This window comes from Streptomyces alanosinicus (assembly GCF_014650595.1).
Classification (GTDB): domain Bacteria; phylum Actinomycetota; class Actinomycetes; order Streptomycetales; family Streptomycetaceae; genus Streptomyces; species Streptomyces alanosinicus.
The window spans coordinates 934,466-958,965 of sequence record NZ_BMVG01000001.1 but is presented as its reverse complement, the minus strand read 5'-3'; the positions used below and the strand labels follow the sequence as shown (position 1 = coordinate 958,965).

24 protein-coding genes are annotated in these 24,500 nt (G+C 71.5%); 9 read left to right on the top strand and 15 right to left on the bottom strand.

Annotation, left to right across the window (positions count from 1 at the left end; genetic code table 11):
- Window positions 1–9 precede the first annotated feature (9 nt).
- The 10 genes from IE277_RS04365 to IE277_RS04320 all read right to left on the bottom strand — a co-directional run bounded on the left by IE277_RS04365 (window position 10) and on the right by IE277_RS04320 (window position 11,433).
- The gene (locus tag IE277_RS04365; RefSeq protein ID WP_189948608.1) at window positions 10–1,044 is read right to left on the bottom strand and encodes a glutamate ABC transporter substrate-binding protein; all 1,035 of its coding nucleotides are present in this window, start codon (window positions 1,042–1,044) and stop codon (window positions 10–12) included.
- Window positions 1,045–1,058: 14 nt separating this feature from the next.
- Window positions 1,059–2,444: a GlnX family signal transduction membrane protein gene (locus tag IE277_RS04360; protein ID WP_189949220.1), complete on the bottom strand. Its 1,386-nt coding sequence runs from the start codon at window positions 2,442–2,444 to the stop codon at window positions 1,059–1,061.
- A gap of 226 nt (window positions 2,445–2,670) precedes the next feature.
- Window positions 2,671–3,654 (bottom strand): N-acetylglucosamine kinase, encoded by a 984-nt coding sequence (locus IE277_RS04355; RefSeq protein ID WP_189948606.1) that lies wholly within the window; start codon window positions 3,652–3,654, stop codon window positions 2,671–2,673.
- The gene (locus IE277_RS04350; protein WP_189948604.1) at window positions 3,645–4,910 is read right to left on the bottom strand and encodes a 6-phospho-beta-glucosidase; all 1,266 of its coding nucleotides are present in this window, start codon (window positions 4,908–4,910) and stop codon (window positions 3,645–3,647) included. The genes IE277_RS04355 and IE277_RS04350 overlap by 10 nt, the downstream gene beginning before the upstream one ends.
- A 7-nt stretch (window positions 4,911–4,917) precedes the next feature.
- Window positions 4,918–5,811, bottom strand: a complete 894-nt coding sequence (locus IE277_RS04345; protein ID WP_189948602.1) for a carbohydrate ABC transporter permease — start codon at window positions 5,809–5,811, stop codon at window positions 4,918–4,920.
- Between the two features lie 2 nt (window positions 5,812–5,813).
- On the bottom strand, window positions 5,814–6,755 hold the full coding sequence (locus IE277_RS04340; protein WP_189948601.1) for a carbohydrate ABC transporter permease: 942 nt from the start codon (window positions 6,753–6,755) through the stop codon (window positions 5,814–5,816).
- 3 nt (window positions 6,756–6,758) lie between these two features.
- The gene (locus tag IE277_RS04335; RefSeq protein ID WP_189948600.1) at window positions 6,759–8,102 is read right to left on the bottom strand and encodes an ABC transporter substrate-binding protein; all 1,344 of its coding nucleotides are present in this window, start codon (window positions 8,100–8,102) and stop codon (window positions 6,759–6,761) included.
- Window positions 8,103–8,163: 61 nt separating this feature from the next.
- Window positions 8,164–9,375: an ROK family transcriptional regulator gene (locus tag IE277_RS04330; protein WP_189948599.1), complete on the bottom strand. Its 1,212-nt coding sequence runs from the start codon at window positions 9,373–9,375 to the stop codon at window positions 8,164–8,166.
- Between the two features lie 187 nt (window positions 9,376–9,562).
- Window positions 9,563–10,183, bottom strand: a complete 621-nt coding sequence (locus IE277_RS04325) for a Uma2 family endonuclease (protein ID WP_189948598.1) — start codon at window positions 10,181–10,183, stop codon at window positions 9,563–9,565.
- Between the two features lie 137 nt (window positions 10,184–10,320).
- Window positions 10,321–11,433 carry a mechanosensitive ion channel family protein gene (locus IE277_RS04320; protein WP_189948597.1) on the bottom strand — a complete coding sequence of 371 codons (1,113 nt, stop codon included), beginning with the start codon at window positions 11,431–11,433 and terminating at the stop codon, window positions 10,321–10,323.
- A 326-nt stretch (window positions 11,434–11,759) separates the two neighbouring features.
- Here IE277_RS04320 and IE277_RS04315 point away from each other — a divergent pair, with 326 nt between their 5' ends.
- From IE277_RS04315 to IE277_RS04300, 4 genes are all read left to right on the top strand, one after another.
- A complete protein-coding gene (locus IE277_RS04315) occupies window positions 11,760–12,296 on the top strand; it encodes an HNH endonuclease (protein WP_189948596.1) in 537 nt (178 codons plus the stop codon).
- A gap of 427 nt (window positions 12,297–12,723) precedes the next feature.
- Window positions 12,724–12,987 (top strand): hypothetical protein, encoded by a 264-nt coding sequence (locus IE277_RS04310; RefSeq protein ID WP_189948595.1) that lies wholly within the window; start codon window positions 12,724–12,726, stop codon window positions 12,985–12,987.
- Complete coding sequence (gene malQ, locus IE277_RS04305; protein ID WP_189948594.1) at window positions 12,988–15,168, top strand: 4-alpha-glucanotransferase; 2,181 nt, start codon at window positions 12,988–12,990, stop codon at window positions 15,166–15,168.
- Between the two features lie 5 nt (window positions 15,169–15,173).
- Window positions 15,174–15,449, top strand: a complete 276-nt coding sequence (locus IE277_RS04300; RefSeq protein WP_189948593.1) for a hypothetical protein — start codon at window positions 15,174–15,176, stop codon at window positions 15,447–15,449.
- A 137-nt stretch (window positions 15,450–15,586) separates the two neighbouring features.
- Here IE277_RS04300 and IE277_RS04295 read toward each other — a convergent pair whose 3' ends face one another.
- Together IE277_RS04295 and IE277_RS04290 are read right to left on the bottom strand one after the other, a co-directional pair.
- Window positions 15,587–15,940, bottom strand: coding sequence for a hypothetical protein (locus tag IE277_RS04295; protein ID WP_189948590.1), 354 nt, complete (start codon window positions 15,938–15,940; stop codon window positions 15,587–15,589).
- 35 nt (window positions 15,941–15,975) lie between these two features.
- A complete protein-coding gene (locus IE277_RS04290; RefSeq protein ID WP_189948589.1) occupies window positions 15,976–16,416 on the bottom strand; it encodes an ATP-binding protein in 441 nt (146 codons plus the stop codon).
- A 183-nt stretch (window positions 16,417–16,599) separates the two neighbouring features.
- On the opposite strand from IE277_RS04290, the gene IE277_RS04285 reads away from it, so the two are divergent.
- Window positions 16,600–17,442 (top strand): helix-turn-helix domain-containing protein, encoded by an 843-nt coding sequence (locus IE277_RS04285; RefSeq protein ID WP_189949219.1) that lies wholly within the window; start codon window positions 16,600–16,602, stop codon window positions 17,440–17,442.
- Between the two features lie 3 nt (window positions 17,443–17,445).
- The gene (locus IE277_RS04280) at window positions 17,446–17,658 is read left to right on the top strand and encodes a DUF397 domain-containing protein (protein WP_189948587.1); all 213 of its coding nucleotides are present in this window, start codon (window positions 17,446–17,448) and stop codon (window positions 17,656–17,658) included.
- On the opposite strand, the gene IE277_RS04275 is transcribed toward IE277_RS04280, so the two are convergent.
- The gene (locus IE277_RS04275; protein WP_189949217.1) at window positions 17,618–18,925 is read right to left on the bottom strand and encodes an MFS transporter; all 1,308 of its coding nucleotides are present in this window, start codon (window positions 18,923–18,925) and stop codon (window positions 17,618–17,620) included. The genes IE277_RS04280 and IE277_RS04275 overlap by 41 nt on opposite strands.
- Window positions 18,926–19,376: 451 nt before the next feature.
- Between IE277_RS04275 and IE277_RS04270 the strand changes: the two genes are divergently transcribed.
- Window positions 19,377–20,303: a helix-turn-helix domain-containing protein gene (locus tag IE277_RS04270; protein ID WP_189948586.1), complete on the top strand. Its 927-nt coding sequence runs from the start codon at window positions 19,377–19,379 to the stop codon at window positions 20,301–20,303.
- 38 nt (window positions 20,304–20,341) lie between these two features.
- Here IE277_RS04270 and IE277_RS04265 read toward each other — a convergent pair whose 3' ends face one another.
- Both IE277_RS04265 and IE277_RS04260 read right to left on the bottom strand, forming a co-directional pair.
- Window positions 20,342–21,157, bottom strand: a complete 816-nt coding sequence (locus tag IE277_RS04265; RefSeq protein WP_189948585.1) for a phosphotransferase — start codon at window positions 21,155–21,157, stop codon at window positions 20,342–20,344.
- 355 nt (window positions 21,158–21,512) lie between these two features.
- Window positions 21,513–22,031: a MarR family winged helix-turn-helix transcriptional regulator gene (locus tag IE277_RS04260; RefSeq protein WP_189948584.1), complete on the bottom strand. Its 519-nt coding sequence runs from the start codon at window positions 22,029–22,031 to the stop codon at window positions 21,513–21,515.
- A 101-nt stretch (window positions 22,032–22,132) separates the two neighbouring features.
- Between IE277_RS04260 and IE277_RS04255 the strand changes: the two genes are divergently transcribed.
- Together IE277_RS04255 and IE277_RS04250 are read left to right on the top strand one after the other, a co-directional pair.
- Window positions 22,133–23,539, top strand: coding sequence for an MFS transporter (locus IE277_RS04255; protein WP_229880585.1), 1,407 nt, complete (start codon window positions 22,133–22,135; stop codon window positions 23,537–23,539).
- Window positions 23,536–24,474, top strand: coding sequence for an EamA family transporter (locus IE277_RS04250; protein ID WP_189948583.1), 939 nt, complete (start codon window positions 23,536–23,538; stop codon window positions 24,472–24,474). Before IE277_RS04255 ends, IE277_RS04250 begins: the two co-directional genes overlap by 4 nt.
- Window positions 24,475–24,500 lie beyond the last annotated feature (26 nt).

Genomic DNA, 24,500 nt, shown 5'->3' with positions numbered 1-24,500 from the left:
GGATGTCGCTCAACTCGTCCGCAGATACTGCGGTGCGGGCGGCTTGGACGGGTTCGAGTCCTTCCCCAGTGTCGCCGACAGCCAACTGTCGTACGACGCCTGCCAGCCGTTCGCGCGATAACCCACCAGAACACGATTGACCCGGCGTACCAGATCGGAGGCGTCCTTCTTCATCGCCACGCCGTAGTACTCGGTGGTGAACGCCCCGCCCTTCAGTTCGACGGTCGGGTCCTGCGCGGCCTGGCTGGCGGCGAGCGCGCCATCGGTCACCACCGCGTCCACCTCGCCCAGTTGCAGCCGGACGAGACAGTCGAGCTGGTTCGGGACGGTGGTGGAGATGTCCGTGGAGGAGGGCAGGCCGTCGGTCTTCCGGTCGCCGTCCAGCTTGGTGTAAGCCGTAGAACCGGCCGCCGTGCACAGCTTCTTGTGCGCCAGGGAGGAGTTGTACCCCGTGACGGACGACGACTTGGGCGCGAGGACCTGCTGTCCGGTCTTGAAGTAGGGCGCCGAGAACGCCACTTGAGCCAGCCGCTCGCAGGTGATCGTCATGGTCCGTACGACCATGTCCACCCGGCCGTCCTGGATCGCGGTGATCCGCTGGCTGGTCGGGATCGCCTTGAACTGCACCGCGTCCGGGTCGCCGAGGATGTCCTGCGCGATCCGGTGCACCAGGTCGATGTCGAAGCCCTCCAGCTCCGCGCCCTCGGTGTTCGGATTGCGGTAGCCCCAGTGGTAGCTGTTCTGGTCGACGCCGACGATCAGCTTGCGCTTGGCGCCCGTACGGGACTTGATCGCGTCGATCGTCGGCCCGTCCGCGCCGGAGGGCGCCAGGGTCTGGTTCTGCGCGTTGGAGTCCGTGCAGCTCCCGGCGCGGGCCTGCACACCGTCGGCGGCGGTCTGGCCGGACCGCTGCGCAGGGTGCGGGGAGCTCCGCTGGGTGCACGGCAGCAGCAGGACGAACGCCAGCGCCAGCGCGCACAGCACCGCCATCGCGCCGACCCCGCCCCAGCCCCGCAGGGAGGCCCGTACACGTGCCGCGTACATCGTGATGCCCCCTGTCACCGGTACTCCGAAAGTCTGCGTCCGATACCGAGCACCGCGCCCACCGCGCCGAGCACCGCGAGCACGACCGCGCCCGCCGGCAGCCCGGCCATGGCGTCCCGCCCGTCACCGGCGGCCCGCTGGAACTCGGCCTGCTCATGGTCGATGGCGCGGGCGAGGCTGCTGTCGACGCCGTCGAAGCACTGGCCGGTGGCGCCCTTGGCGCCGATCACCTTGTCCAGCGCCTGCTGGTAGTTGCCGTTCTCGTCCTCGGTGCGGGCCGAGGCGTGGCGCTGCTTCCACACCGCCATGTCCGACCGGGCCGCCTGGACCGGTGTACGGCCGCCCTGGTCGTCGGCGAGCTGCCCCGCCCGGGTCAGGCCCTTGCCGAGCGTGGCCAGGTCCTGGTCGAAGGCGTAGTAGTAGGCGTCGTACGGCTTGCCGTCGACCGTGATGGTCTCGGCGCCGCGCGCCACCAGGCTCAGGTTCTCGTTGCCGCGCGCCTTCAGCGAGGCGATCCGGGCGTCGTGCAGGACGGTCAGCGAGCGGACGCCGTGGTCGTAGGAGCCGGTCAGCTCCGTGCGGGCCACCGCGTGCCCGACGACCAGCCACAGCAGGGCGACCGCGGTGGCGGTGGAGGCGGCGACCAGGCCGTGGTTGAGGACGCGGTTGGTGCGCCGGAACGTGCGCCGCTGGGCCCAGCCGAGCCCGGCCAGCGCGAGCAGCCCGAGCGCGATCGCGATCCACGGATACGGCGTGGCGTCGCCGTAGTCGGCGTCGAGCCGCTGGTTCTCCTTGGTGTAGAGATCCTCCGCCGCCGGGAGCATCTCCTTCTGCATCTTCTCGTTGGCGTAGCGCAGATAGGCGCCGCCGACCGGATAGCCCTGCCGGTTGTAGGTCCGCGCCCGCTCGACGAGTCCCTTGTACTCGGGCAGCAGCCGGTTCAGCTTGGTGATCGTCGACTCGGAGGCCGAGCCCGGGTCGGCGTTCGTGGCGGCCGTGACGAGCCCCGCGGCGGCCGTGCTGATGTCCTTCTCGTACCGGTCGCGCGCGTTTGCGCTCTCCTGGCCGCCGGCCAGGAAGCCGCTGGAGGCGGCCGTGTTGGCGTCCGCGAGCGAGCGGTAGATGTCGGCCGCGCCGGAGCTGAGCGGCTGGCTGCGGTGCAGCACGTCGTCGGCGGCGGCCGCCCGCTCGTCGGCCTGCCAGGCGGCGACCGCGCCGAACGCCACGACCAGCAGCGCCAGTACGGCCCCGATGATCCGCAGCCGGCCCGGCTCGGTGGTCGCCGCGGCCCGCAGCCGGTCGGCGCCCTCGGCGAACGCGGTCCGCCGGGCGGAGGGTGCCGGGGAGCCCATGGGGGCGGGCCGGGCGCTCTGGCGGGGGATGCCGGGGGCGGCGGGCATGCCGGAGCCCGCCGCTGGTGGCGCTGTGCTCTTCGGCGGCTGTGTCACTCGACCTCCCCCAGGGTCTGCTGTCGCGGCCCAGTATCGCGGCAGGCGCCGACATCCGCATCGGCCTTCACTGGATCTTGATTGGATCGCAGTGTGCACCTCACATGAATACGCCCTGCGCACCTGTTCGGTTCCAGGGGGAGGCCCAGACCCTGTCGGGGCGCGGCGCCGCGCGGAGTTACCGGTCCCAGTACCCCCGCGCCCGCTCCCGCGCCGACGCTCCGGCGCCCAGCCGGTCCAGGCCCAGCAGGGCCGCACCCAGCACGGGACTCGCCGTCACCACGCGGACGTCGGCCTTCGGGGCGCGGGCGGTCAGCAGCTCGCGGACGGTGTCGTTGAGCAGGGCGTGGCCGGCCGTCAGCACGCTGCCGCCGAGCAGCACCGGTGTCTCCTCGTCGAGCAGGTCCAGGCGGGTCAGCGCCACCGCGGCCATCACCGTCACCTCCTCCGCGAGGCGGGTGACGATCGCGCGGGCCACCGCGTCGCCCTCGGCGGCCGTCGCGAACAGCACCGGGGTCAGCTCATGGCGGCGGTCCTCGTCGATGTGCTCCAGGTGCAGCGCCTCGATCAGGGCGTACATGGTCGGCAGCCCGAAGTGCCCGGGGAGCGTACGGGCGAGCGCCGTCGGCCCGCCCCGGCCGTCCTCCGCGCGGGCCGCGAACCACAGCGCCTCCTCCGCGAGTCCCCACCCCCCGCCCCAGTCACCGGAGATCCGGCCGATGGCCGGGAAGCGGGCGGTACGGCCGTCGGGGCGCATGCCGACGCAGTTGATGCCCGCGCCGCACACCACGGCCACCCCGCGCGGCTCGGCGACACCCGCCCGCAGGATCGCGAAGGTGTCGTTGCGGACCGCCACCGACGCGCCCCAGCCGCGCGCCTGCAGCGCGGTCGCCAGCTGCTCCTCCTCGACGGGCAGATCGGCGTTGGCGAGACAGGCCGAGACATGGGAGACGGAGGTGACGGACGCGTCCGCGAAGGCGCGCGCGACCGGTTCGGCCAGCGCGTCCACCGCCGCCGTCACCCCCACCGCGGGCGGGCGGAAGCCGCCGCCGCGGGCCGTGGCCAGCACCTCTCCGGTGGCGCTGACCACGGCCACGTCGGTCTTGCTGTTGCCCGCGTCGACGGCAAGAACAGTCCCGGATCCAACTGCGGTCAGGCCCACGCGAGGTGCTCCCGGTTGTGTGCGATCAACTGGTCGGTGAGGGCGTCGGCGTAGGCGTACTGGCCGATCAGCGGATGGGCGAGCAGGGCGCGGAAGACGCGGTCGCGGCCACCGCGCAGGGCCGCCTCCAGGGCCAGGTCCTCGTACGCCGTCACGTTCGCGATCAGACCGGCGAACAGCGGGTCCGGCTCCGGTACCGGCAGCGGGACCGGGCCGTTCGGGCCGATCGCGGCCTGGACCTCGATCACCGCGTCGTCCGGGAGGAAGGGCAGCGTGCCCTGGTTGACCGCGTTCACCACCTGATACGGGCTGCCCGCACCGCCGAGCAGTGCGGCCGCCAGGTCCACGGCCGCCTCCGAGTAGTAGGCGCCGCCGCGCCTGGCGAGCAGCGCGGGCTTCTCGGCCAGGGCCGGATCGCCGTACATCGCCAGCAACTCCCGTTCCATGGCGGCGACTTCGGCCGCTCGGGACGGCTTGGTGCGCAGCTCGTCCACGACCTCGTCGTGGGCGTAGTAGTAGCGCAGGTAGTAGGACGGGACCACGCCCAGCCGGTCCAGGAGGGGGCGCGACAGACGGAGGTCTTCGGCGATCGAGTCGCCGTGCTCGGCCAGCAGCTTCGGCAGCACGTTCGCGCCCTCCGGACCGCCGAGGCGCACACCTGTTTCCCAGGTGAGGTGGTTCAGGCCCACATGGCCCAGATGCACATCCGCCGGGGCCACACCCAGCATGCCCGCGAACTTCCGCTGGAAGCCGATCGCCACGTTGCACAGCCCGACCGCGCGGTGCCCGGCCTGGAGCAGGGCGCGGGTGACGATGCCGACCGGGTTGGTGAAGTCGATGATCCATGCGCGCGGGTTGGCCCGGCGGACCCGTTCGGCGATGTCGAGGACCACCGGCACCGTGCGCAGCGCCTTGGCCAGGCCGCCCGCGCCGGTGGTCTCCTGGCCGACGCAGCCGCACTCCAGCGGCCAGGTCTCGTCCTGCTCGCGGGCCGCCTGGCCGCCGACGCGCAGCTGGAGCAGCACGGCGTCGGCGCCGTCGATGCCCGCGTCCACGTCAGCGGTGGTGACGATCCGGCCGGGGTGGCCCTGCTTGGCGAAGATCCGGCGGGCGAGGCCGCCCACCAGCTCCAGGCGCTCGGCGGCCGGGTCCACGAGGACGAGTTCCTCGACGGGCAGGGTGTCCCGCAGACGGGCGAAGCCGTCGATGAGTTCGGGGGTGTAGGTCGAACCGCCGCCGACCACGGTGAGTTTCATATACGGATCAACCCTTCACTCCGGTGAGTGTGACGCCCTCGACGAACGCCTTCTGGGCGAAGAAGAACACGAGGATCACGGGGGCCATGACCAGCACGGTCGCGGCCATGGTGAGGTTCCAGTCGGTGTGGTGGGCGCCCTTGAAGGACTCCAGGCCGTAGGACAGGGTCCAGGCGCCGGGGTTCTCGGAGGCGTAGATCTGGGGGCCGAAGTAGTCGTTCCAGGCGCAGAAGAACTGGAAGAGGGCCACGGCGGCGATGCCGGGGCGGGCCATCGGCAGGACGACCTTCAGCAGGGTCCTGAGCTCCCCGCATCCGTCCACCTTCGCCGCGTCCAGGTACTCGTTCGGGATCGTCATCAGGAACTGGCGCAGCAGGAAGATGGAGAACGCGTCGCCGAACGCCATCGGGACGATCAGCGGCCACAGCGTGCCGGACAGGTCCAGTTGCTTCGCCCAGAACAGATACATCGGGATGATCACCACCTGCGGTGGCAGCATCATCATCGAGATCACCAGCATGAGGGACAGGTTGCGGCCCCGGAAGCGGAACTTGGCGAGGGCGTACGCCACCGGGATCGACGAGACGACGGTGAGCACGGTGCCCAGGCCGGCGTAGACCAGTGTGTTCTTCCACCAGGTCAGAAAGCCGGGCGTGTCGAAGACCTTCCTGTAATTGCCCCACTCCCAGGTGTGCGGGATCAGGTCGCGGCTGAGTGCCTGGGTGTCGCTCATCAGCGAGGTCAGGAACACGAACACGAAGGGGAGGACGAAGAAGAGCGCGGCGGCGACCCCGAGGGCGTGGATCGCCACCCACTCCAGCAGGGCCTTGCGGCGGGCCGTGCGCCCGGCGTCCGACAGCGGCGTCTTCAGCTCCACCGGCCGGTCCAGTACTTGGGTCATCGTCAGTCACCTGCCTGGATGAGACCGCCCCGGCGCCGCATCAGGAACGCGGTGAACACCATGGACAGGGCGAAGAGGACGAGGGCGACGACACAGGCGGAGCCGTAGTCGAAGCGCTGGAAGCCGAGGTTGTAGACCAGCTGGGGGAGGGTCAGGGTGGACTTCTCCGGGTAGCCGGGCTCGAACATGGTGCCGGCGCCCTGGATGACTCCCGAGGCGACCTTCCCGGCGATGAGCGGCTGCGTGTAGTACTGCATCGTCTGGATGACCCCGGTGACCACCGCGAACATCACGATCGGGGAGATGTTCGGGAGCGTGACGTACCGGAAGCGCTGCCAGGCCGAGGCGCCGTCCAGCTCCGCCGCCTCGTACTGCTCCGTCGGTACGTCGAGCAGCGCGGCCATGAAGATGACCATCAGATCGCCGATGCCCCACAGCGCGAGCAGGGTGAGGGCCGGCTTGGACCAGGCGGGGTCGTTGAACCAGCCCGGCGCCGGGACGCCGATCTTGCCCAGGACCGAGTTGACCGGTCCCGTACCGGGGTTGAGCAGGAAGGCGAAGGCCATGGTCGCGGCGACCGGCGGGGCGAGGTAGGGCAGATAGAAGAGGGTGCGGAAGACGCCCGTACCCGTCTTGATCTTGGTGATGAGCAGGCCGATACCGAGGCCGAAGACGACCCGGAGGGACACCATCACGAGCACCAGCCACAGGGTGTTGCGCATCGCGGGCCAGAAGTACGGATAGTGCTCGAAGACGTATGTCCAGTTCTTCCCGCCGCTCCACGTCGGCGCCTTGAAGCCGTCGTAGTGCATGAAGGAGAAATAGACCGTCGAGATCAGCGGGTACGCGAAGAAGACCGCGAAGCCGATCAGCCAGGGCGACATGAAGGCGAGGGTCCGCAGCGCCGAGCGGCGGCGCTTGGATGCCAGAGTGACCGAACTCATCGGCTACTTCGCCTGCGCGATGTCCGTGTCGATCTGCGCGGCCGCTTTCTTCAGGCCGGCCTTCAGATCGGTGACCTTGCCGCTCTCGTAGTCGAATCCGAGCTGCTGGATGGTGGTGAGATACACACCGCCGTTGACCGAGGCGGGCGTGGTGGTCGAATTCGGGTCGGCGGCGATGTCCAGGAAGGTCTTGAAGCGCGGGTCGTACGTCAGCTTCGGGGACTTCAGGGCCGCGAGCGTGGAGGGCACGTTGTGCAGGTCGTTGGAGAAGCCGACCACCGCGTCCGTGTCCGTGGTGATGTATTTGACGAATTCCCAGGCCGCGTTCTGCTTGTGGCCGGCGGCGGCGATGCCCGCGACGGTGCCGGTGATGTAGCCCTTGCCGTACTGGCCGGCCTGGTCGTCGGGGACGGGCAGCGGGGCGACGCCGATGTCGAACTTCGGCTTGGCCGCCAGCGCCATCCCGAGCCGCCACTCGCCGTCGAGCTGCATGGCGACCTGGCCGGTGTGGAAGGGGTGTTCGGCGCCCCACTCGTCACCGAGGGTGGAGCGGAACCTCTCCAGCTTCCGGAATCCGCCGAGCTCGTCCACGAGCCGCTTCTGGAGGGTGAATCCCTTTTCGAAGGCCGGGTCCTTGCCGAGGTCCGACTTGCCGTCCTTGCCGAAGTACGTCGGTGAGAACTGTGCGAAATAGTGCTCGGTGGTGGTCTCCCAGCCGTGGTAGTCCGGCATGAACCCGAGCTGTTTGTACGAGTCCCCGTCGGCGATGGTGAGTTTCTTCGCGTCGGCCTCGAACTCGGACCAGGTCTTCGGTGGGGAGGCGATGTGCGCCTTCTTGAAGGCGGTCTTGTTGTAGTAGAGCCCGTATGCGTCACCGAGCAGCGGCGCCGTGCAGCGGTTGCCGTCGAACCGGGTGTACTCGTTCATCGTCTTCGGGAACGTGGCCTGCGGGTCGATGCCCGACTTCTTGAAGAAGGGGTTGAGGTCGACCAGCGCGCCGGAGGAGCAGAACTTTCCCACGTTGTTGGTGGTGAAGGAGGAGATCACATCCGGCGCTTTGTCACCCCCCGACCGCAGCGCCTGATTGATCTTGTCGTCGGTCATATCGCCGACGACGTTCACATGGATGTTGGGATGCGCCTTCTCGAAGCCGGAGACCAGCGAGGTGACGGCCTTGACCTCGTTGGGCGCGCTCCAGGCGTGCCAGAAGTTGATCGTCGTGTCCTTCGCGGCGTCGTCCGTGGCGCCCGAGCCGGACTGGCCGGTACAGGCGGTGGCGAGCAGCGCCAGCGACGCCGTCAGGGCAAAAGCCGTCTTTCGGGCAACTGAAGGTATGACTTCGGGCATGGCGAGGTCTCCCAAGGACGGGTGAACGGGGAAGGAGGGGGTGCTGGAGGTGCTGGGGGGCTCAGCGCGAGGTGTCGAAGACCTCGTCGCGGGTGGTGACGAGCGCGGACTCCAACGCGCCGCGCAGAACGGGGTGTTCCTGGACGTTGCCGACGACCAGTCGGGGACGGGCCGCGGCCAGCTCCTCCAGCTCGGCCTGGACGAGGGCGCGCAGCCGCTCGCCGCCGGCCGTCAGCGCGGAGCCGCTGAGGACGACGAGTTCGGGGTCGAGGACGGAGACGAGCGAGGCGAGACCCGTGGCGAGCCGGGTGGCGTAGGTCTGCAGCAGCTCCCGGTAGGGGCCGCTGGTGTGGTCGGCGGCACGGGCGACGAGTTCGGCGGCGACTTCGGTGTACGGCCCCGACGGCAGGTCCTCGATGCCCAGTTCACGGGCCAGTTTCGGTACGGCCTGGGAGCCGGCCAGTTCCTGGTATCCACCGCTGTTGGCCTTGGTCACCTGCCGCACGAGGGGGGTGCCCGGCACCGGCAGGAAGCCGACCTCGCCGGCGCCGCCGGTCCAGCCCCGGTGCAGCCGGCCGCCGAGGACCAGGGCGGCGCCGAGGCCCTCCTGGCTCCACAGCAGCACGAAGTCGCCGTGGCCCTTGGCGGCGCCGAGCCGTTGTTCGGCGAGGGCGACGAGGTTGACGTCGTTCTCGTACTCCACCGGCATCGGCAGGGCGGCGGCGAGTTCGTCGAGCAGGCTGGGGGAGTGCCAGCCGGGCAGATGGGAGGCGTAGCGCAGCCGGCCGGTGGTGGGGTCGAAGGCGCCGGGGGTGCCGATGACGAGCCGGTGCACATCGGACCGGGCGAGTCCGGCCGCCTTCACGGCGGCGTCGAGGGCATCGGTGACCTGCTGGACCACGGGCCCTGCGGGATGCCGTCCCGGGGTGGGCAGCTCGTACTCGCCGACGGTGCGGCCGGTGATGTCGGCGACGGCGGCGCGGATGCGGTGCGGGGCGACATCGAGTCCGGCGGCGTACGCGGCGCCGGGATGGACCGCGTACAGCTGGGCGCCCGGGCCCGGCCGGCCCTCGCTGGTGCCGGTGACCCGGACCAGGCCGGCCGCCTCCAGGCGGGCCAGCAGCTGGGAGGCGGTGGGCTTGGACAGGCCGGTGAGCTTGCCGATCCGGGTGCGTGACAGCGGCCCGTGCTCCAGCAGGAGGTCCAGGGCGGCGCGGTCGTTCATGGCGCGCAGCACGCGTGGGGTGCCCGGCGTACCGGCGGTTCCTGCCATGGGCTCGACACCTGCCTTTCCAGCCGCCCAGCTTCCCAGTGACCTGGCCAGACGTCCAGCCAAGATCATTGTTAGGAAACTTTCCTATTTGGGTGGGAGGAACGTAAGCCCAGGACGAAGGGGGCGTCAATAGACAACGACCGCGAGGAAACGGAGTCGTTATCTCGGGGGCGGGGCCGGGGCTCGGTCAGCCCTGGAGGAAGGGGGCGGTGTCGAGGGTGGGGTACGGGGTGGGGAGGGTGAGGGGGTCGCCGAGGTCGACCTTGGTGTCGGTGGCGTAGTAGGCCTCGGTGGGGTCGTCACCGGGGAGGACGGGGTCGGTGTAGCAGTGGGCCGTCTTGGAATGGCGGTCGATGAGGACGTAGACGGGGACTCCGGCAGCGGCATAAGCGCGGAACTTCGGGCCTGTGTCCGTTTCTAGGTTGGTCGAAGTGACCTCGCCGATCAGAGCGATCATGTCGATGGGATACCAGCCTTTGTGGGCTGTGCGGTACGACTCATCGAGTTCGGTCGGCATGCGGCGACGAATGTACAAGTCAGGAACGACCAAGGCCGTCGTCTTGCCGTCCTTGTCGGCGGCGCGGTACCCGTTGCCCATGCCTGCCAGTTCGAACCCGGCGTTGAAGAACTGGACCGCGAGCTTGAAGGCACCGTCGTTGTGATTGTCATTCGGCTGCGGTGGCACGATGGCCGTCCCCTCGACGTACTCCGGCCGAATCGGCATCGGTGACGCCTCTTCGAACGCACTCAACAGGTCAATGGGGTCCACCTGCGTCATGACCGGCTCCATGATCGGTTCGGCGCTCATCGCTTCTCCTTGTCGCACTGATGCCAGGCTAAGCCCACGCCGGGCGCCCCGGCAGAACGATGGGGCACCCCGTGCGCTCCCCGCGCCGGAATGCCCCACCTGTTCACTCGAACGAGTGTGCTGAACCGTTCCGCTCGCTACTTGGCCGGAGGCTCCGGCTGCTGGGGGGCGATCGGCGTCGCCGCCTTCGCCTGCGCGGAGTCCGCGTTGGAGAAGGCCGACGGAGCCGCGACCGAGGCTGACGGGTCGGGGGTGTCCGCCGCGTCCTCCACCGTCGTCGCGCCGCCCACGATGCGGATGTGCGCCGCGTCGAACGCCCGCTTGATGCGCCAGCGCAGCTCCCGCTCGACCGTCAGTGACTTGCCGGGCATCGTCTTGGCCGAAACCCGCACCACCATCGAGTCGATCAGGACCGAGTCCAGGCCGAGCACCTCGATCGGACCCCACAGCATTTCGTTCCAGGGCTCTTCCTTGCTCATGTGCTCGGCGACCAGGTCCAGCGTCTCCTTGACCTTGTCCAGGTCCTCGCTGGAGCGGACCGTCACATCGACGCCGGCCGTGGCCCAGCCCTGCGAGAGGTTTCCTATCCGCTTGACCTCGCCGTTGCGGACGTACCAGATCTCACCGTCCGCGCCGCGCAGCTTGGTCACGCGCAGTCCGACCTCTATCACCTCACCGGTGGCCACCCCCGCGTCGACCACGTCACCGACGCCGTACTGGTCCTCAAGGATCATGAACACGCCGGAGAGGAAGTCGGTGACCAGGTTCCGGGCGCCGAAACCGATGGCCACGCCCGCCACTCCGGCCGACGCCAGCAGCGGCGCCAGGTTGATCTTGAAGGTGGACAGCACCATCAGCGCGGCCGTGCCGAGGATCAGGAAACTCGCCACCGAGCGCAGCACCGAGCCGATCGCCTGCGAGCGCTGCCGGCGCCGCTCGGCGTTGACCAGCAGACCGCCCAGCGCGGTGCCGTCCACCGCCTCCGCGGTGCGGCTCATCCGGTCGATCAGCTTGGTGATCGCCCGCCGCACCACCGCGCGCAGCGCCACCGAGACGACCACGATCAGCAGGATCTGCAACGCCATCGCGAGCCAGGTCGACCAGTTCTGCTCGACCCAGGTCGCCGCGTTCGTCGCGCTCTGCTGGGCGTCCTGGATCGAGGGCACGGGCGGCTCCGTGGAGCCCGAGGGGGAAGGGGACGGGGTCGGCGACGCACCGGCGGCCACAAGGACGGCGGGCAAGGACGACACGGCAGGTACCTCCAAGGTGCTGCACGGTCCGTACCGGCGGGGCGGTCAAGGTCTTCAAGGTCACGAAAAGATCACCGGACGGACAGGACCACCACACTAACGGGGCATTGTGTGCCTCCCGCGCGGATCCGCCAAGGAGGGGCACCGGAGAGACCGGTCTCACCCCGGCTTGAACAGGCCATGATCCGGGGGATGAATCGGATGTGGTCGAAAACACTCCCAGCCCGTTACCGGGACATGGTGGCGCTTCCACCAGGCATGAGGGGAGACTGGCTGCAGATCGTCCCGGCGCGAGCCACGCGCCGCCGACGCCCAAGGAGGCCCCCGTGCCGCATGTCCTGGTCCTCAACGCGTCGTACGAGCCGCTCGGCGTCGTACCGCTCCGCCGCGCGCTCATCCTCGTCCTGGAGAACAAGGCTGTCTCCCTGGAGGAATCCGGCGCCTATATGCACAGCGCAACCGTCACAGTCCCCGCACCCAGCGTGGTCCGGCTCAAGCGATTCGTCCGGGTTCCCTATCGGGGGCCCGTTCCTCTCACCCGCCGTGCGCTCTTCGCCCGCGACGGGGGCCGGTGCATGTACTGCGGTGGCGTCGCAACCAGCGTCGACCACGTCATCCCGCGCAGCCGCGGGGGCAAGCACGTCTGGGACAACGTGGTGGCCTCCTGCCGCCGCTGCAACCACGTGAAGGCCGACCGGCACCTCGTCGAGCTGGGGTGGCGGCTACGGCACAAACCGGCTCCGCCATCGGGGCTGGCCTGGCGCATCATCGGCACCGGGCATAGGGATCCGCGCTGGCTGCCGTACTTGCAGCCGTACGGCGCGGATGACGCCATGGCCCGGATCGACGGCATTTCTGCCTAGATCCGGGCCCGTGTTGTTTTGCGCCCAGCAGGCCGGCAGGCAGTAGTCCGGCAGGCCGGTAGGGGCGTGGTGGTGCCTGTCCGGCGGCCGCGGGTGCGTCGTGGCCGCTCGCGCAGTTCCCCGCGCCCCTCACAGGTCGGCCGCCCGGCCCGGTGTTCTCCCCGCGCCCCCTCGGGCCGGACATGCGCCCCGTCCCGCGTACGCGGCCGCGCCGGAGGCGAACGCGGTCGGCGCCGCCGCCCCGTTCCGGTGCTCCGGAAAACGGGAGCGAGTGCGGGCGCCGTCTCGGGGTAGGCCTGCCGTAACCCGTTCAAAGCCGCACCATCCGGCCAGCGGCACCATGCGACGGACCCGACGGACCAGACCGCCCCGAGTGACCGCCGCACCCGACCGCCGCATCCGACCGACGCACCCGAAGGAGAACCGCGTGCCCGTACCGGCCCGACTCTCGATCCCGGCCCAGTGGAAACCCGAGGCGGCCCTCCTGGCCCCGGATGACGACGCGTCGCTGTGCGTCTTCAGTGCCGAGAGCGCCTGCGCCCAGGCCCCGCTGACCAGCGAGCCGCCGCTGCCCGACGCCGAGCCCCTGACCAGCGAGCCACCGCTCGCCGATGCCACCCCGCTGACCAGCGAGTCCGACGCCTTCGGTGTGGGGTCGTACGCATCCGACGCCTTCGGTGCGGGGTTGTAGATGACCGCGGCGCTGGAGGACGCGCACCTGTCCCGGCTCGCCGAACTGCACGGGGTCGCCGTCTCCTACAGCCCCGCCCCGGGCCGCGAGGTCCCGGTCCCCGCCTCCGCCGTGGTCGCCGCGCTGGCCGCCCTCGGCGTCGACGCGGCCGGCCCCGACGCCGTACGCACCGCGCTCGCCGCACGGGAACGCGAGCTGCGCGAGCGCCTGTTGCCGCCGACCCTCGTGCACTGGGCCGGTGACCCCGAGGGCCCCGCCGCCCTCGCCGCGCTGCCGCCCGGCACCCGTCTGCGCGTCGAGACCGAGGACGGGCAGGAGCAGGACGGGATGGAGTGGGGCGGGCCGGGGCAGGACGGGCTGGAGTGGGGCGGGACCGGGGAGCTGCCGCTCGGTGTGCACCGGGTGACCGCTGTCGCCCCCGACGGCCGCAGCGGACACGCCCGTCTCGTCGTCGCCCCCGACCGGCTGCCCGCCCCGCCCGGCCGCTCCTACGGCCTTCTGGTCCAGCTGTACTCGCTGCTCTCGCGCCGCTCCTGGGGCATGGGCGACCTCGGTGACCTCGCCGAGCTGGCCGGCTGGGCCGGACGCACCGCCGGCGCCGGATTCGTGCAGGTCAACCCGCTGCACGCGGCCGTACCCGGCGCCCCCACCGACCCCTCCCCGTACCGTCCGTCCTCCCGCCGCTTCCCCGACCCCGTGCATCTGCGGGTCGAGGCCGTCCCTGAGTTCGCGTACGTCGCGGACCGCGAACGGCTCGGCCGGCTGCTGGAGCGCGCCGAGCGGCTGCGCGCCACCGTCCTCGACAAGGGCGCCCTCATCGACCGCGACGCCGTGTGGGAGCTCAAGCGCGAGGCCCTCGAACTGGTCCTGGCCGTCCCCCTCGACCCCGGCCGCCAGGCCGCCTACGACGACTTCCGCGCCGCCCACGGCCAGGCCCTCGACGACCACGCCACCTGGTACGCCCTCGCCGAGACCCACGGCACCGACTGGCACGGCTGGCCCGACGGCCTGCGCGACCCCCGCTCAACGGCCACCGCCCGCGCGCGGGCCGGCCTCGCCGACCGGGTCGAGTTCCACGCCCGTCTCGCCTGGCTCACCGACGGCCAGCTCCGCGCCGCCCAGTCCGCGGCGGCGGAGGCCGGGATGCCGGTCGGGATCGTGCACGACCTCGCCGTCGGCGTGCACCCGGCGGGCGCCGACGCCTGGGCTCAGCAGGACGTGTTCGCCGCCGGCACCTCCGTCGGCGCCCCGCCCGACGCCTTCAACGCCCGCGGCCAGGACTGGGGCCTGCCGCCCTGGCGCCCCGACCGGCTCGCCGCGTGCGGGTACGCGCCGTACCGCGATCTGCTGCGCGCCCTCTTCCGCTACGCCGGCGCCCTGCGCATCGACCACGTCATGGGCCTGTTCCGGCTGTGGTGGGTCCCCCAGGGCAGCCCGCCCACCGAGGGCACCTACGTCCGGTACGACGCCGACGCCATGCTCGCCGTACTCGCCCTGGAGGCCACCCGCGCCGGCGCCGTCGTCATCGGCGAGGACCTCGGCACCGTCGAGCCCGGCGTGCGCGAGACCCTGCAGCGGCGCGGGGTGCTCGGCACCTCGGTGCTGTGGTTCGAACGGGACTGGGAGGGCGACGGACGCCCGCTGCCGCCCGACCACTGGCGCGCCGACTGCCTGGCCACCGCCACCACCCACGATCTGCCGCCCACCGCCGCCCGGCTCACCGGCGACCACGTCGACCTGCGCGACCGCCTGGGCCTGCTCACCCGGCCGGCGGCCGAGGAACGCGCCGAGGCCACCGCCGACGCCGCGGAGTGGCTCGCCCTGCTGGGCAGTCTCGGCCTGCTGGACCTGTCGGCCGCCGGGCCGCCCGGCTCGGACGAGGAGGAGGAGATCCGCGCCGTCCACCGCTTCCTGCTGCGCACCCCGGCCCGGCTGATCGGCGTCTGGCTCCCGGACGGCGTGGGCGACCGCCGCCCGCAGAACCTCCCGGGCACCTGGGACCAGTACCCCAACTGGCGGCTGCCGATCGCCGACCGCGACGGTCGGCCGGTGCCGCTGGAGGAACTGACCTCCGTCCCCCGCCTGCGGGCATTACTCGACGTATTCACACAGGTCGCAGCCGTGTCAGCCGCCACAACGGGACCCCGGGCGAGCGGCCTTCCGGGTGGTTCGCTAACTTGAGGACCGTGGACAAGAAGAACGCCCTGCGCGCCGGCGCCCTGGCCGCCGGTACGACGCTGATGATGCTGCTCATGTCGTCCCCCGCGCTCGCGCTGACCCGCGACGACGGCGACGACCCCGGCCATGGTCTGAGCGTCGTCCAGACGCTGGGCCTCTACGTGCTCGCTCCGGCCGTCCTGTTCGCGGTCATCGCCGGCCTGGTGATGGCGCTGGACAGGTCGAAGATCCGGGTCGTCAAGCCCTCCGTTCCCGCGAAGCCCGAGGCCAAGGCCAAGGCCTGACCGGACACCGGTTCTCTCTCCGGGGGCGCCCGCCCTCCCGCCGGTACGCGCGTGTCGCCGTACCTCGGGGGAGACGGGCGCCCTCGGCTTTTTTGTTGTTCGGCTGGAGTGCCCCGGGCTCGGTGCAGGCGGCGCCCTCAGCCTCCGGCGACCTCGCGGTGCGCCGCGCGAACGATCTCCCCGGCCTCGCGGACGGCCCGCTCGCGCACATTCGGGTCGGGGCTGCTGAGGGCCTGCTCGGCGGCGTGCAGCCGACGGGCCGTCTCCGGGTGCCGCTCGATCTCGATGACGACACCCCACTGGCGGTAGAACATCCGGATCGGCACGACGCTGTCCTCGTCCCCGGCCCGTACGAACGCCTTCTGAAGGTCCTCGAAGAATTCGGGCAGGCGGGAGGGGGCGACCGCGGCAACGGCTTGTCGAAGCGCCGGCAGGGTCAGCTCGGGCTTGGGGACGAGCGGACCGCTTCCGTCCGCGTATGGCATGCTCATCGGCCGCCTCTTCCGTTCGTCCAACGCCATTCCCGTCACTCCCGTGTGCAGAGACTGAGCCCGAGGCCCCACTGTGCCCAGACGGTCTTGCCCACGCCCACCCGTGGGCCCACACCCCAGTCGTCCGCCAGTGCCTCGACCAGTAGCAGCCCCCGCCCGAACTGATCCTCGCCGGTCGCGTCCCGGGGGCAGGGCAGCCGTTCGCCGCGGGGGTCGCTGACCTCGACGCGAAGCATGGCGGCCGTCGTGCAGATCCGTACCCGGATGAGCCGGTCGCGCAGGCTGCCGTGCAGCAGCGCGTTGGTCATCAGCTCGGAGGTGACGAGGGCGACGTCCCCGGCGAGATGCGGATACGCCCACGTGATGGCGAGGCGTGCGGTGCGGTGCCGGGCGAGCGCGATGCTGCGGGGGACGGGGGTGTAGTCGAGCTGGTCTTCGTGGAGGACGGGGTCGGGGGAGGGGTGGGCGTCGGGCATGGAGTGCACCTTCCGGATGGCTCCGCTGTGTGGGCGACTGGATGCCGAACGTAGCGGTGTGCATGCATCAGGTGCAAGGTGTTCGGGTGCAATTGTCTCCAACGGGTGACGGGTTGGAATTCCGCAGGAGAGACTTGTTCTGTGACTCGTACCTCGCCATTGGGTAACCGGACGTCAACTGTGCTGGGCCGCAGGCTCGGCGGGGAGTTGCTGCGCCTGCGCGACGCCGCCGGTAAGACCCAACGTCAGGCAGCGGATGCCATCAACGCGTCCAACTCGAAGATCGTGAAGATGGAACAGGGCTGGGTTCCCATGCGGGACCCCGACATCCGTGCGCTCTGCGAGTGTTACGGCGTGGACGACCGCGAGGCCGTAGCCCGGATGCTGGGGCTGGCGAAGCTGGACCGCGAACGCCGCAAGGCCAATGGCTGGTGGCAGGACTCACCTCACCCGGGCACCTTCTCCGAGTACATCGCGCTGGAGGACGTCGCCAGTCGTGTACGAGCCTGGGAACTCTCCCTGATCCCCGGCCTGTTCCAGACCGCCGAGTACGCCCGTGCGCTTGCGGTGAGTGAAGGAGCAGGGGTGTGGGAGGACCCCGACGACATCGAGCGCTTGGTCGAGATCCGCATGCGTCGGCAGGAGCGACTGCATGGCGAGCGTCCGCTGCAGGTGTACGCCATCGTCTGGGAAGCGGCACTGCGGCAGTTGATCGGTGGTCCCGACATCATGCGCGCACAGTTGGAGCATCTGCTGAAGGTGGCCAAGCTCCCGAATGTCCGCCTTCAGGTGCTGCCGTTCCGTGCGGGTGGACACCCGTGCATCACGGGACCGTTCACCATCATCTCGTTTGCCGAGAGCGAGGCTCTGGACGTGGTTCACACAGACACCATCATGTCTACTGTGTGGGTGGAGAACGACGTCGAGAGCGCGGCATACGGCGCCTTCTTCGACCGCACGGCCCGGCTCAGCCTCGCCCAGCGCGACTCCGCCCGACTGATCAACACCGTCCGCGAGGAGTTCTGACCCATGCCCGAGTTCGACTTCGTGACGTCCAGCTATAGCAACACCGGAGGGAATTGCGTCGAAGTCGCCCGCAACATCCCCCACACCATCGCCGTCCGCGACTCCAAAGCCCCCGACGGCCCGATACTCCGCCTCACCCCGAAGGGCTGGGCGGAGTTCACGGCGTCGTTGGGGCTCAGCCACGCGGCAGCAGGACGCGGGACAGGGCCGCGGTAAAGAGGAGAAGCGCGGCGACGGCCAGGAGGCCGAGGCGCATGCCCTGGAGGGAGAAGTCGCCGCCGGGGCCGGCGAGGAGGCTGCCGAAGAGGGCGACGGCCAGCGCCCCGCCGGTCTGCCGGAAGGAGTTGAGCAGCCCCGACGCGGTCCCCGCGCGCTCTCCCGGGACCGCGTCCATCAGCAGCGCGGTCAGCGCGGGCACCACGAGCGCCCCGCCGATGCTCAGCGGCAGCAGTAGGACCAGGACCAGCCACACCGGGGTGTGCGCGGCCAGCGGCAGCATGGCCAGCATCGCCCCCGCGAAGATCAGCTGGCCGGCGACGATCACCGGGCGCCGCCCGATCCGCTCCGCCATGCGCGGCGAGACCAGGTTGGTCGCCGTCACCACCGCCGACATCGGGACGAACATCAGTCCGGCCGCCGTTCCCGACATCCCGCGCAGCTGCTGGTAGTACAGCCCCAGCAGGAAGATCCCGCCGTAGAAGGCGGCGTTGACGGCGAAGCCGACCGCGAGCGGGACGGCCACCCGGCGGTTCCTCAGCATGGCCAGCGGGACCATGGGCTGGCGGTGTCGGGTCTCTGTCGCGTAGAAGGCGTAACCGGAGACGACGGCGAGCGCGGCGGCGGCCAGCACGGGGCCGCTGGTCCAGCCCCGGTGGCCGCCCTCGATCACCGCGAAGGCCAGCCCGGCCAGGGCCAGTACGGCGGTGAGCTGGCCGCCGCCGTCCAGCGCGGCGGGCCGCCGCGGGGAGCGCGGCACCCGGATCAGCAGGCCCAGGATCACCGCGCCCACCGGGAGGTTGAGCAGGAACACCGCCCGCCAGCCCGCCGAGTCGGTGAGCAGCCCGCCCAGCACCGGGCCCGCGGCCATCGCCACCGAGCCGCCGACCGTCCACAGCGCGATCGCACGGGCGCGTTCCCGGGCGTCCTCGTACGCCTGCCGGATCAGCGCCAGCGAGGCCGGCATCACGATCGCGGCGGCGCCGCCCTGCGCCACGCGCGCGGCGATGAGCACGCCGATGCCGGGCGCGAGCGCGCAGCCGAGGGAGGCGAGGGTGAACAGGGTGATGCCCCAGGCGTAGGCGCGGCGGGCGCCGGTGCGGTCGGAGAGGGCGCCGGCGGAGAGCATCAGGGCGGCGAACATCAGGGTGTACGCGTCCACCACCCACTGCAGCCCGGCCATCCCGCCGCTGAAGGAGTTCCGGATCGAGGGCAGGGCGATGTTCACGGCCGAGACGTCGATGGTGATCACGGTGAACCCGAGCAGCGAAGCGAGCAGCGCGAGACCGCCTCCGCGTGGCGCGGCGGGGGCACCGGAGGGTGGCGCGGCGGGACGGGCCCGGTCCGGCTGTCGTCGCCGTACCGTGTGCGCCGATGACTTGGGGGCGTCCGTCGATGCCTCGGGGGTGTACTCGTGAGTGGGGGCGGTGTTGGTGGACTGGCGCGGGGTGTTCGGCACGGTGAATCCCTTGAATCCGTGGGTGGTTGACGGCCTGTCGATGTGGTCTGTCGGCGGTGACGGGGCGGGCGGCGGCAGCCTGCCGGGCCGCGGTCCGGTGCCATGCACCCCCTGGGCCCCGGCGGGCCGGGCCGCCCGCTCCGGCATCAACTGTGCGTCCGCGCGCGGCCGTACGGCAGACCGCGCTGTGCCGGGGGTGCCGCGTTCCAGGCCCTGACAGGGCCCCCCACGTTCCCCGCCCGCCTGCGACAATGGCTGGATGGCAGCAGCATCAGCGGACACCCGGGGCACTGAGCTGGGCAGATACCTGAAGGCCCGCAGGGCGCAGGTGCGCCCGGAGGAGGTCGGCCTGCCGGCCGGCGCGGGGGTGCGCCGCACTCCCGGACTGCGCCGGGAGGAGCTGGCCGCACTGGCCGGGGTGAGCGTCGACTACTACATCCGCCTGGAGCGCGGCCGGGAGACCAACCCCTCCCTCGCCGTCGTGGACGCCCTCGGCCGTGCCCTGCGGCTGCGCGGCGACGGTTACGAGCGTCTGCACGAGCTCGCGGAGCTGGCCGCGGGCCGCGCCTCGGAGCTGCCCGCCTGCTCGGACCACACCGTCCGCGACTCGGTACTGCGCATGCTGGAGTCGATGCGCCCGCTGCCCGCCTATGTGGTGAGCCGCTACAACCGCGTACTGGCCGCGAACCCGCCCGGCCGCCGGCTGCTGCCCGGGCTCTGGGACTGGCCGGAGCCCCAGCGCAACCTGATCCGCTATCTCTTCCTCCACCCGGTCGGCCGGACGATCTACGACCCCTGGGAGGAGAACGTCGCCCTGTCGGTGGCGCATCTGCGGGCGGTCGCCGGGGCCGACCCGGACGATCCCGAGCTGACCGCGCTCGTCGGCGAACTGGTGCTGAAGTCACCCGAGTTCGCGCGGCTCTGGGAGCGGTACGACGTCTGCGAGCGCGGCGGCGGGCAGAAGACCTTCCAGCATCCCAGGGTCGGCCCGATCACCCTGACCTATGAGGTCATGCGGCTGGCCCGGACGGGCGGCCAGCGGATGGTGGTCTACCAGGCGGCCCCCGGCACCCCGGACGAGCAGGCCATGCTCCGCCTGGAGTCGGCGGACGCCCGGCCGGAGCCGGTGCCCTCGGGTCATCCGGAGCCGGGCCCCGCCCGCACGCCGTCCCTCGCTCTCGGGTAGTTCAGGTGGCTCAGCTTGTGCTTTAACCTCTGAGCGCCTCATTTCAACAGGGCAGCCGTGAACAACTCGCGGTGTGCCGCTAGCCACTCCTGGATGCGGTCCCAGCGCTGCCAGCCACCGTGCTCGGACAGTGCCCGGGTGTAGGCGGGATCACCGTCGGCCACTCGGTCGGTGACGAAGGCCCGGCAGGATGCGGTGGCCTGTTCGATGACGCCGGGCAGTTCAGCGCGCTCCTGCGGGGAGAGGCCGTAACCGTCGGCGAGGATCCGCAGTCGTGTCGGGGCGTCCAGCCCCGCGGGATGGAGAACTGCCGCGGACGTGGGATCGAGCATGGGAATCCAGTAGCGGGCGGTCATGGCAACGTCCCATACGGCTCGGCCGGGGGCCGCCAGGTCGAAATCGATCAGGGCTGCGGCATGGCCGTCGCGGAAGACGACGTTGTCCGGGCACACGTCGTTGTGGCACAGCATCGTTCCTCCCGCCGGGTCGGCCAGGGACCGGGGCCAGTTGACGCATGCGTCAACCGCGATGGCCGCGCTGGCGTCGTGCAGGCGGCGCAGCAGGCTGCCCACCGATCTCAACGCGGTCTCGGTCATCGCCCAGCGCGGATACGGCGGTAGAGCGACGTCGCCCGGGATGAAGGTCAGCTGCTCGCGGCCGTCTGCGGTAAGACGGATCGGCCTCGGAGCCGCGTCGAACCCGTGTTCTTCGAGCGCGAGGAGATGGGCATGGAGGGCGCGCGCGGTGCGCGGCGCCGGGCGTTCTACCAGAGCACCGTGGCGGAAGACCGCGCCCGCGTTCATCATGCCTCCGGCCAGGGCTTCGCCCTCCGCCGTCTCACCGTCAGCCGTCATGTCGATGACGCTACCGTCAGGACGGCCGAGTGGTCCGCTCTTTGTAGAGCCTGGCGTCGTGGCTGACGGGCTGCGAGGTGGACCTTGCTGGTCTGCCCGCCCCGAGAGCGTCCCAGGAGAGCGGCCTTCAACCGGGGTCTGCGTCGGCGGCGCGGACGCCGCCGCTCCTCGCGCCCACTCGATACGCGCCCTAGTGCCCCGGCAGGCAACGTTTGCCCGTGAAGGAGCGGCGTCCGGTGCGTGCTCTCGGCGTGCCGGCCGGAAGTCCTCGTACTGGGCGTACGTGGGCTTTCGGCCGGTGCGGCGAGAGGGCGTGCCGGGCGTCGCGACGGGGCGAACGTTGCCTGTTGGGGCACTAGCGCCCCGCTTCCTCCGTACCGGAGAGCAACTCCCGCAGCAGGCCGGCCAGTTGGCCGGCCTGTTCGTCGTCGAAGGGTGACAGGGCCGCCGTCTGGACCGTGAGGCCCGCGGTGACCGCCCGGTCGATGACGTCCAGTCCCTTCTCGGTCAGCGTCACCTTCAGGCCGCGCCGGTCGTGCGGGTCGGGGGAGCGGCGCAGCAGGCCGGCCTTCTCCAGCTTGTCGAGGCGGCCGGTCATGCCGCCGGTGGTGAGCATGAGGGTGGCCGACAGCTCGCGCGGCGAGAGGGTGTACGGCTCGCCCGAGCGGCGCAGGGTCGAGAGCACGTCGAACTCGCCGCGGGAGATGCCGTAGGGGCGGTACGCCTCCTCCATGCGGTCCCCCATCGTGCGGGAGAGGCGGTAGATCCGGCCGAAGACCTCCATCGCCCTGGTGTCGAGGTCCGGCCGGACGGCGGCCCACTGGTCGATGATCGCGTCGACGGGATCCCTGTGCTGCTGTGGGCCTTCGCTCATGGGCCGAGTATTCCTCGCTCGATGGTCACCCGCAAGAAAGTAGCTTGCGGAAAAGTAGCTTGGCGCTAAGCTACTTTCGAGCAAGCTACTTAGGAGGGCGCATGAGGACTCACGCGATCAAGAGAAAGAGCCGGGCGGACGGCCGTGTCCCGGGCGAGTGGGCGCTGCCCGTCACCGCCGCCGTCAACGGCGTCGGCACCGGCATGTACGTCCCGTTCACCCTGGTCTTCTTCCACGCCGTCACCGGGCTGTCCTTCACGGTCGTGGGTGCCGTGCTCACCGCCACCGGCCTCGCCGGCATCGCCCTGCTGCCGCTCGCCGGCGCGGCGGTGGACCGCCACGGCGCGAAGCGGGTGCTGTACGCGCTCTACGGCGTCCGGGTCGCCGGCTTCGCCCTCTACCCCTTCGCGCACTCCCTGGGTGCCTTCGCGGTCGTCGCCCTGGTCACGGCCGCCGCCGACCGGGCCTTCCCGGCCGCCCAGCAGTCGCTGATCGGCGAGGTGGCGCACGGGGCGGGCCGGGACCGGCTGCAGGCGTCGACGCGCGCGCTGCAGAACGCCGGGAGCGGGGCGGGCGCGCTGCTGGCCACGCTGGTCGTCTCCGTCCTGGGCCACGCCGGTTACTCGTACGCGGCCTGGGGCAACGCCCTCTCCTTCGCATTCGCGGCGCTGCTGCTGCGACCGCTGCGGCCGGCGCCGCCGGCCGGGGAGGCCCCGGGCACGCACCGGGCGGGCGCCGGCTACCGGCTCGTTCTCGCCGACCGGCCCTTCCTGGTCGTCACCGGCGCCAACTTCCTGAACGCGCTGAGCTATTCGGCCCTGGCGGTGCTCTTCCCGCTGTTCATGGTGGAGTGGCTGCACGGCCCGTCGGTGCTCACCGGCGCCGCGTTCACCGTCAACACCGTGCTGTGCGCGGTCGCCGGGGTCGGTGTCGGCGCCTGGGTCCGCAGGACCGGAGCCCGGCGCACTCGGGCGGCGGCGCTGGGCGGGGCCCTGTTCGCGGCCGCCTTCGCCGCGCAGATCGTGCTCGGCACCGTACGGCCCCACTCGCCCGGCGTCCTCGGCGGCGCCCTGGCCGCCGTGGTCGTCGTCTACACCCTCGGCGAGCTGATCCACAGCCCCGCCTCCCAGGTGCTCGCCGTCGAGGCGGCGCCGGAGGCCGTACGCGGCCGGTACCTGGCGGCGTACCAGATGTCCTGGTCGCTGGCGAAGGCCGTGGCGCCCTCACTCTTCACCGCCCTGCTCGCCCTGGACGGCCGGGCGCCCTGGGCCGTCCTCGTCCTCACCTCGGCGGTGGCCGCCGCCCTGCTGATCCGGACGGAACGCCGACTGCCCGCTCAGGCGCTACGGCCCCTGCCGACAACCGTGACCCACGGCGGCCCCCCGACCTCCGGCCCGGTCCCCGGTCCGGCCTTTGGCCCGGTCCCCGGTCCGGCCCCCCTCTCGGCCCCGGCTGCGTCCCTCGTGCCGTCCCCTGTTCCCGCCGGTCCCGAAGGGAACCGGCCGTGAAGCGATCCGTGAGCGTCCCGCTCACCGCCCTCGCCCCCGTTTCCTGGGGCACCACGTACGCCGTCACCACCGCGTTCCTGCCGCCGGACCGCCCGCTGTTCACGGCCCTGGCGCGGGCCCTGCCCGCCGGACTCGTCCTGCTGGCGCTGACCCGGGTGCGGCCGCGCGGCGGCTGGTGGGGCAAGGCGGCGGTGCTCGGCGCGCTGAACATCGGCGCCTTCTTCCCGCTGCTGTTCGTGTCGGCGTACCGGCTGCCCGGTGGCATGGCCGCCGTCGTCGGCTCGGTCCAGCCGCTGTTCGTCGTCGGCCTCTCCGCTCTGCTGCTCGGGCAGCGGCCGGCCCCGCGCACGCTCGTCACCGGTGCCGTCGCCGCGCTCGGCGTCAGCCTCGTCGTCCTGCGGGGGGCCGGAGCGCTCGACGCCCTCGGTGTGCTCGCGGCCGTCGCCGCCACCGCCTCGATGGCGGCCGGCACGGTCCTGACCAAGCGGTGGGGCCGCCCGGACGGTGTCGGCCCGCTCGCGCTCACCGGCTGGCAGCTCACCGCCGGCGGCCTGCTCATCGCGCCGGTCGCCTTCCTGGCCGAGGGCGCCCCGCCCGCGCTGGACGGCCGTGCCCTCGGCGGCTATGCCTACCTGGCCCTGGCCAACACGGCGGTGGCGTACTGCCTCTGGTTCCGCGGCATCGGCCGCCTCACCGCTCCCCAGGTCGCCTTCCTCGGCCCGCTGTCCCCGCTCACGGCGGCCGCCGTCGGCTGGGCGGCGCTCGGCCAGGCGCTCGCACCGGTGCAGGTGGCGGGCATGGCGCTGGCCTTCGGCGCGACGCTCGCGGGACAGCTGGGCGACCGGGGAGGCGGGGGCGACCGGCGAGCGGGAGCGGCTGGGGCGACGTGCGATCGTTCAGTTCTACTGAAGAGAATAGTCAAAAACTTTCGATAGACCTGATAGGTCGCCCGCTGCGACGG

Bases quoted from the DNA above. Each gene is read 5' to 3' on its own strand.
- IE277_RS04280 (WP_189948587.1), top strand. From the start codon at position 17,446: ATGCCCGAGTTCGACTTCGTGACGTCCAGCTATAGCAACACCGGAGGG.
- IE277_RS04265 (WP_189948585.1), bottom strand. From the start codon at position 21,157: ATGACGGCTGACGGTGAGACGGCGGAGGGCGAAGCCCTGGCCGGAGGC.
- IE277_RS04350 (WP_189948604.1), bottom strand. From the start codon at position 4,910: ATGAAACTCACCGTGGTCGGCGGCGGTTCGACCTACACCCCCGAACTC.
- IE277_RS04270 (WP_189948586.1), top strand. From the start codon at position 19,377: ATGGCAGCAGCATCAGCGGACACCCGGGGCACTGAGCTGGGCAGATAC.
- IE277_RS04330 (WP_189948599.1), bottom strand. From the start codon at position 9,375: ATGGCAGGAACCGCCGGTACGCCGGGCACCCCACGCGTGCTGCGCGCC.
- IE277_RS04260 (WP_189948584.1), bottom strand. From the start codon at position 22,031: ATGAGCGAAGGCCCACAGCAGCACAGGGATCCCGTCGACGCGATCATC.
- malQ (WP_189948594.1), top strand. From the start codon at position 12,988: ATGACCGCGGCGCTGGAGGACGCGCACCTGTCCCGGCTCGCCGAACTG.
- IE277_RS04345 (WP_189948602.1), bottom strand. From the start codon at position 5,811: ATGACCCAAGTACTGGACCGGCCGGTGGAGCTGAAGACGCCGCTGTCG.
- IE277_RS04290 (WP_189948589.1), bottom strand. From the start codon at position 16,416: ATGCCCGACGCCCACCCCTCCCCCGACCCCGTCCTCCACGAAGACCAG.
- IE277_RS04295 (WP_189948590.1), bottom strand. From the start codon at position 15,940: ATGAGCATGCCATACGCGGACGGAAGCGGTCCGCTCGTCCCCAAGCCC.
- IE277_RS04365 (WP_189948608.1), bottom strand. From the start codon at position 1,044: ATGTACGCGGCACGTGTACGGGCCTCCCTGCGGGGCTGGGGCGGGGTC.
- IE277_RS04360 (WP_189949220.1), bottom strand. From the start codon at position 2,444: ATGCCCGCCGCCCCCGGCATCCCCCGCCAGAGCGCCCGGCCCGCCCCC.
- IE277_RS04325 (WP_189948598.1), bottom strand. From the start codon at position 10,183: ATGAGCGCCGAACCGATCATGGAGCCGGTCATGACGCAGGTGGACCCC.
- IE277_RS04335 (WP_189948600.1), bottom strand. From the start codon at position 8,102: ATGCCCGAAGTCATACCTTCAGTTGCCCGAAAGACGGCTTTTGCCCTG.
- IE277_RS04340 (WP_189948601.1), bottom strand. From the start codon at position 6,755: ATGAGTTCGGTCACTCTGGCATCCAAGCGCCGCCGCTCGGCGCTGCGG.
- IE277_RS04255 (WP_229880585.1), top strand. From the start codon at position 22,133: ATGAGGACTCACGCGATCAAGAGAAAGAGCCGGGCGGACGGCCGTGTC.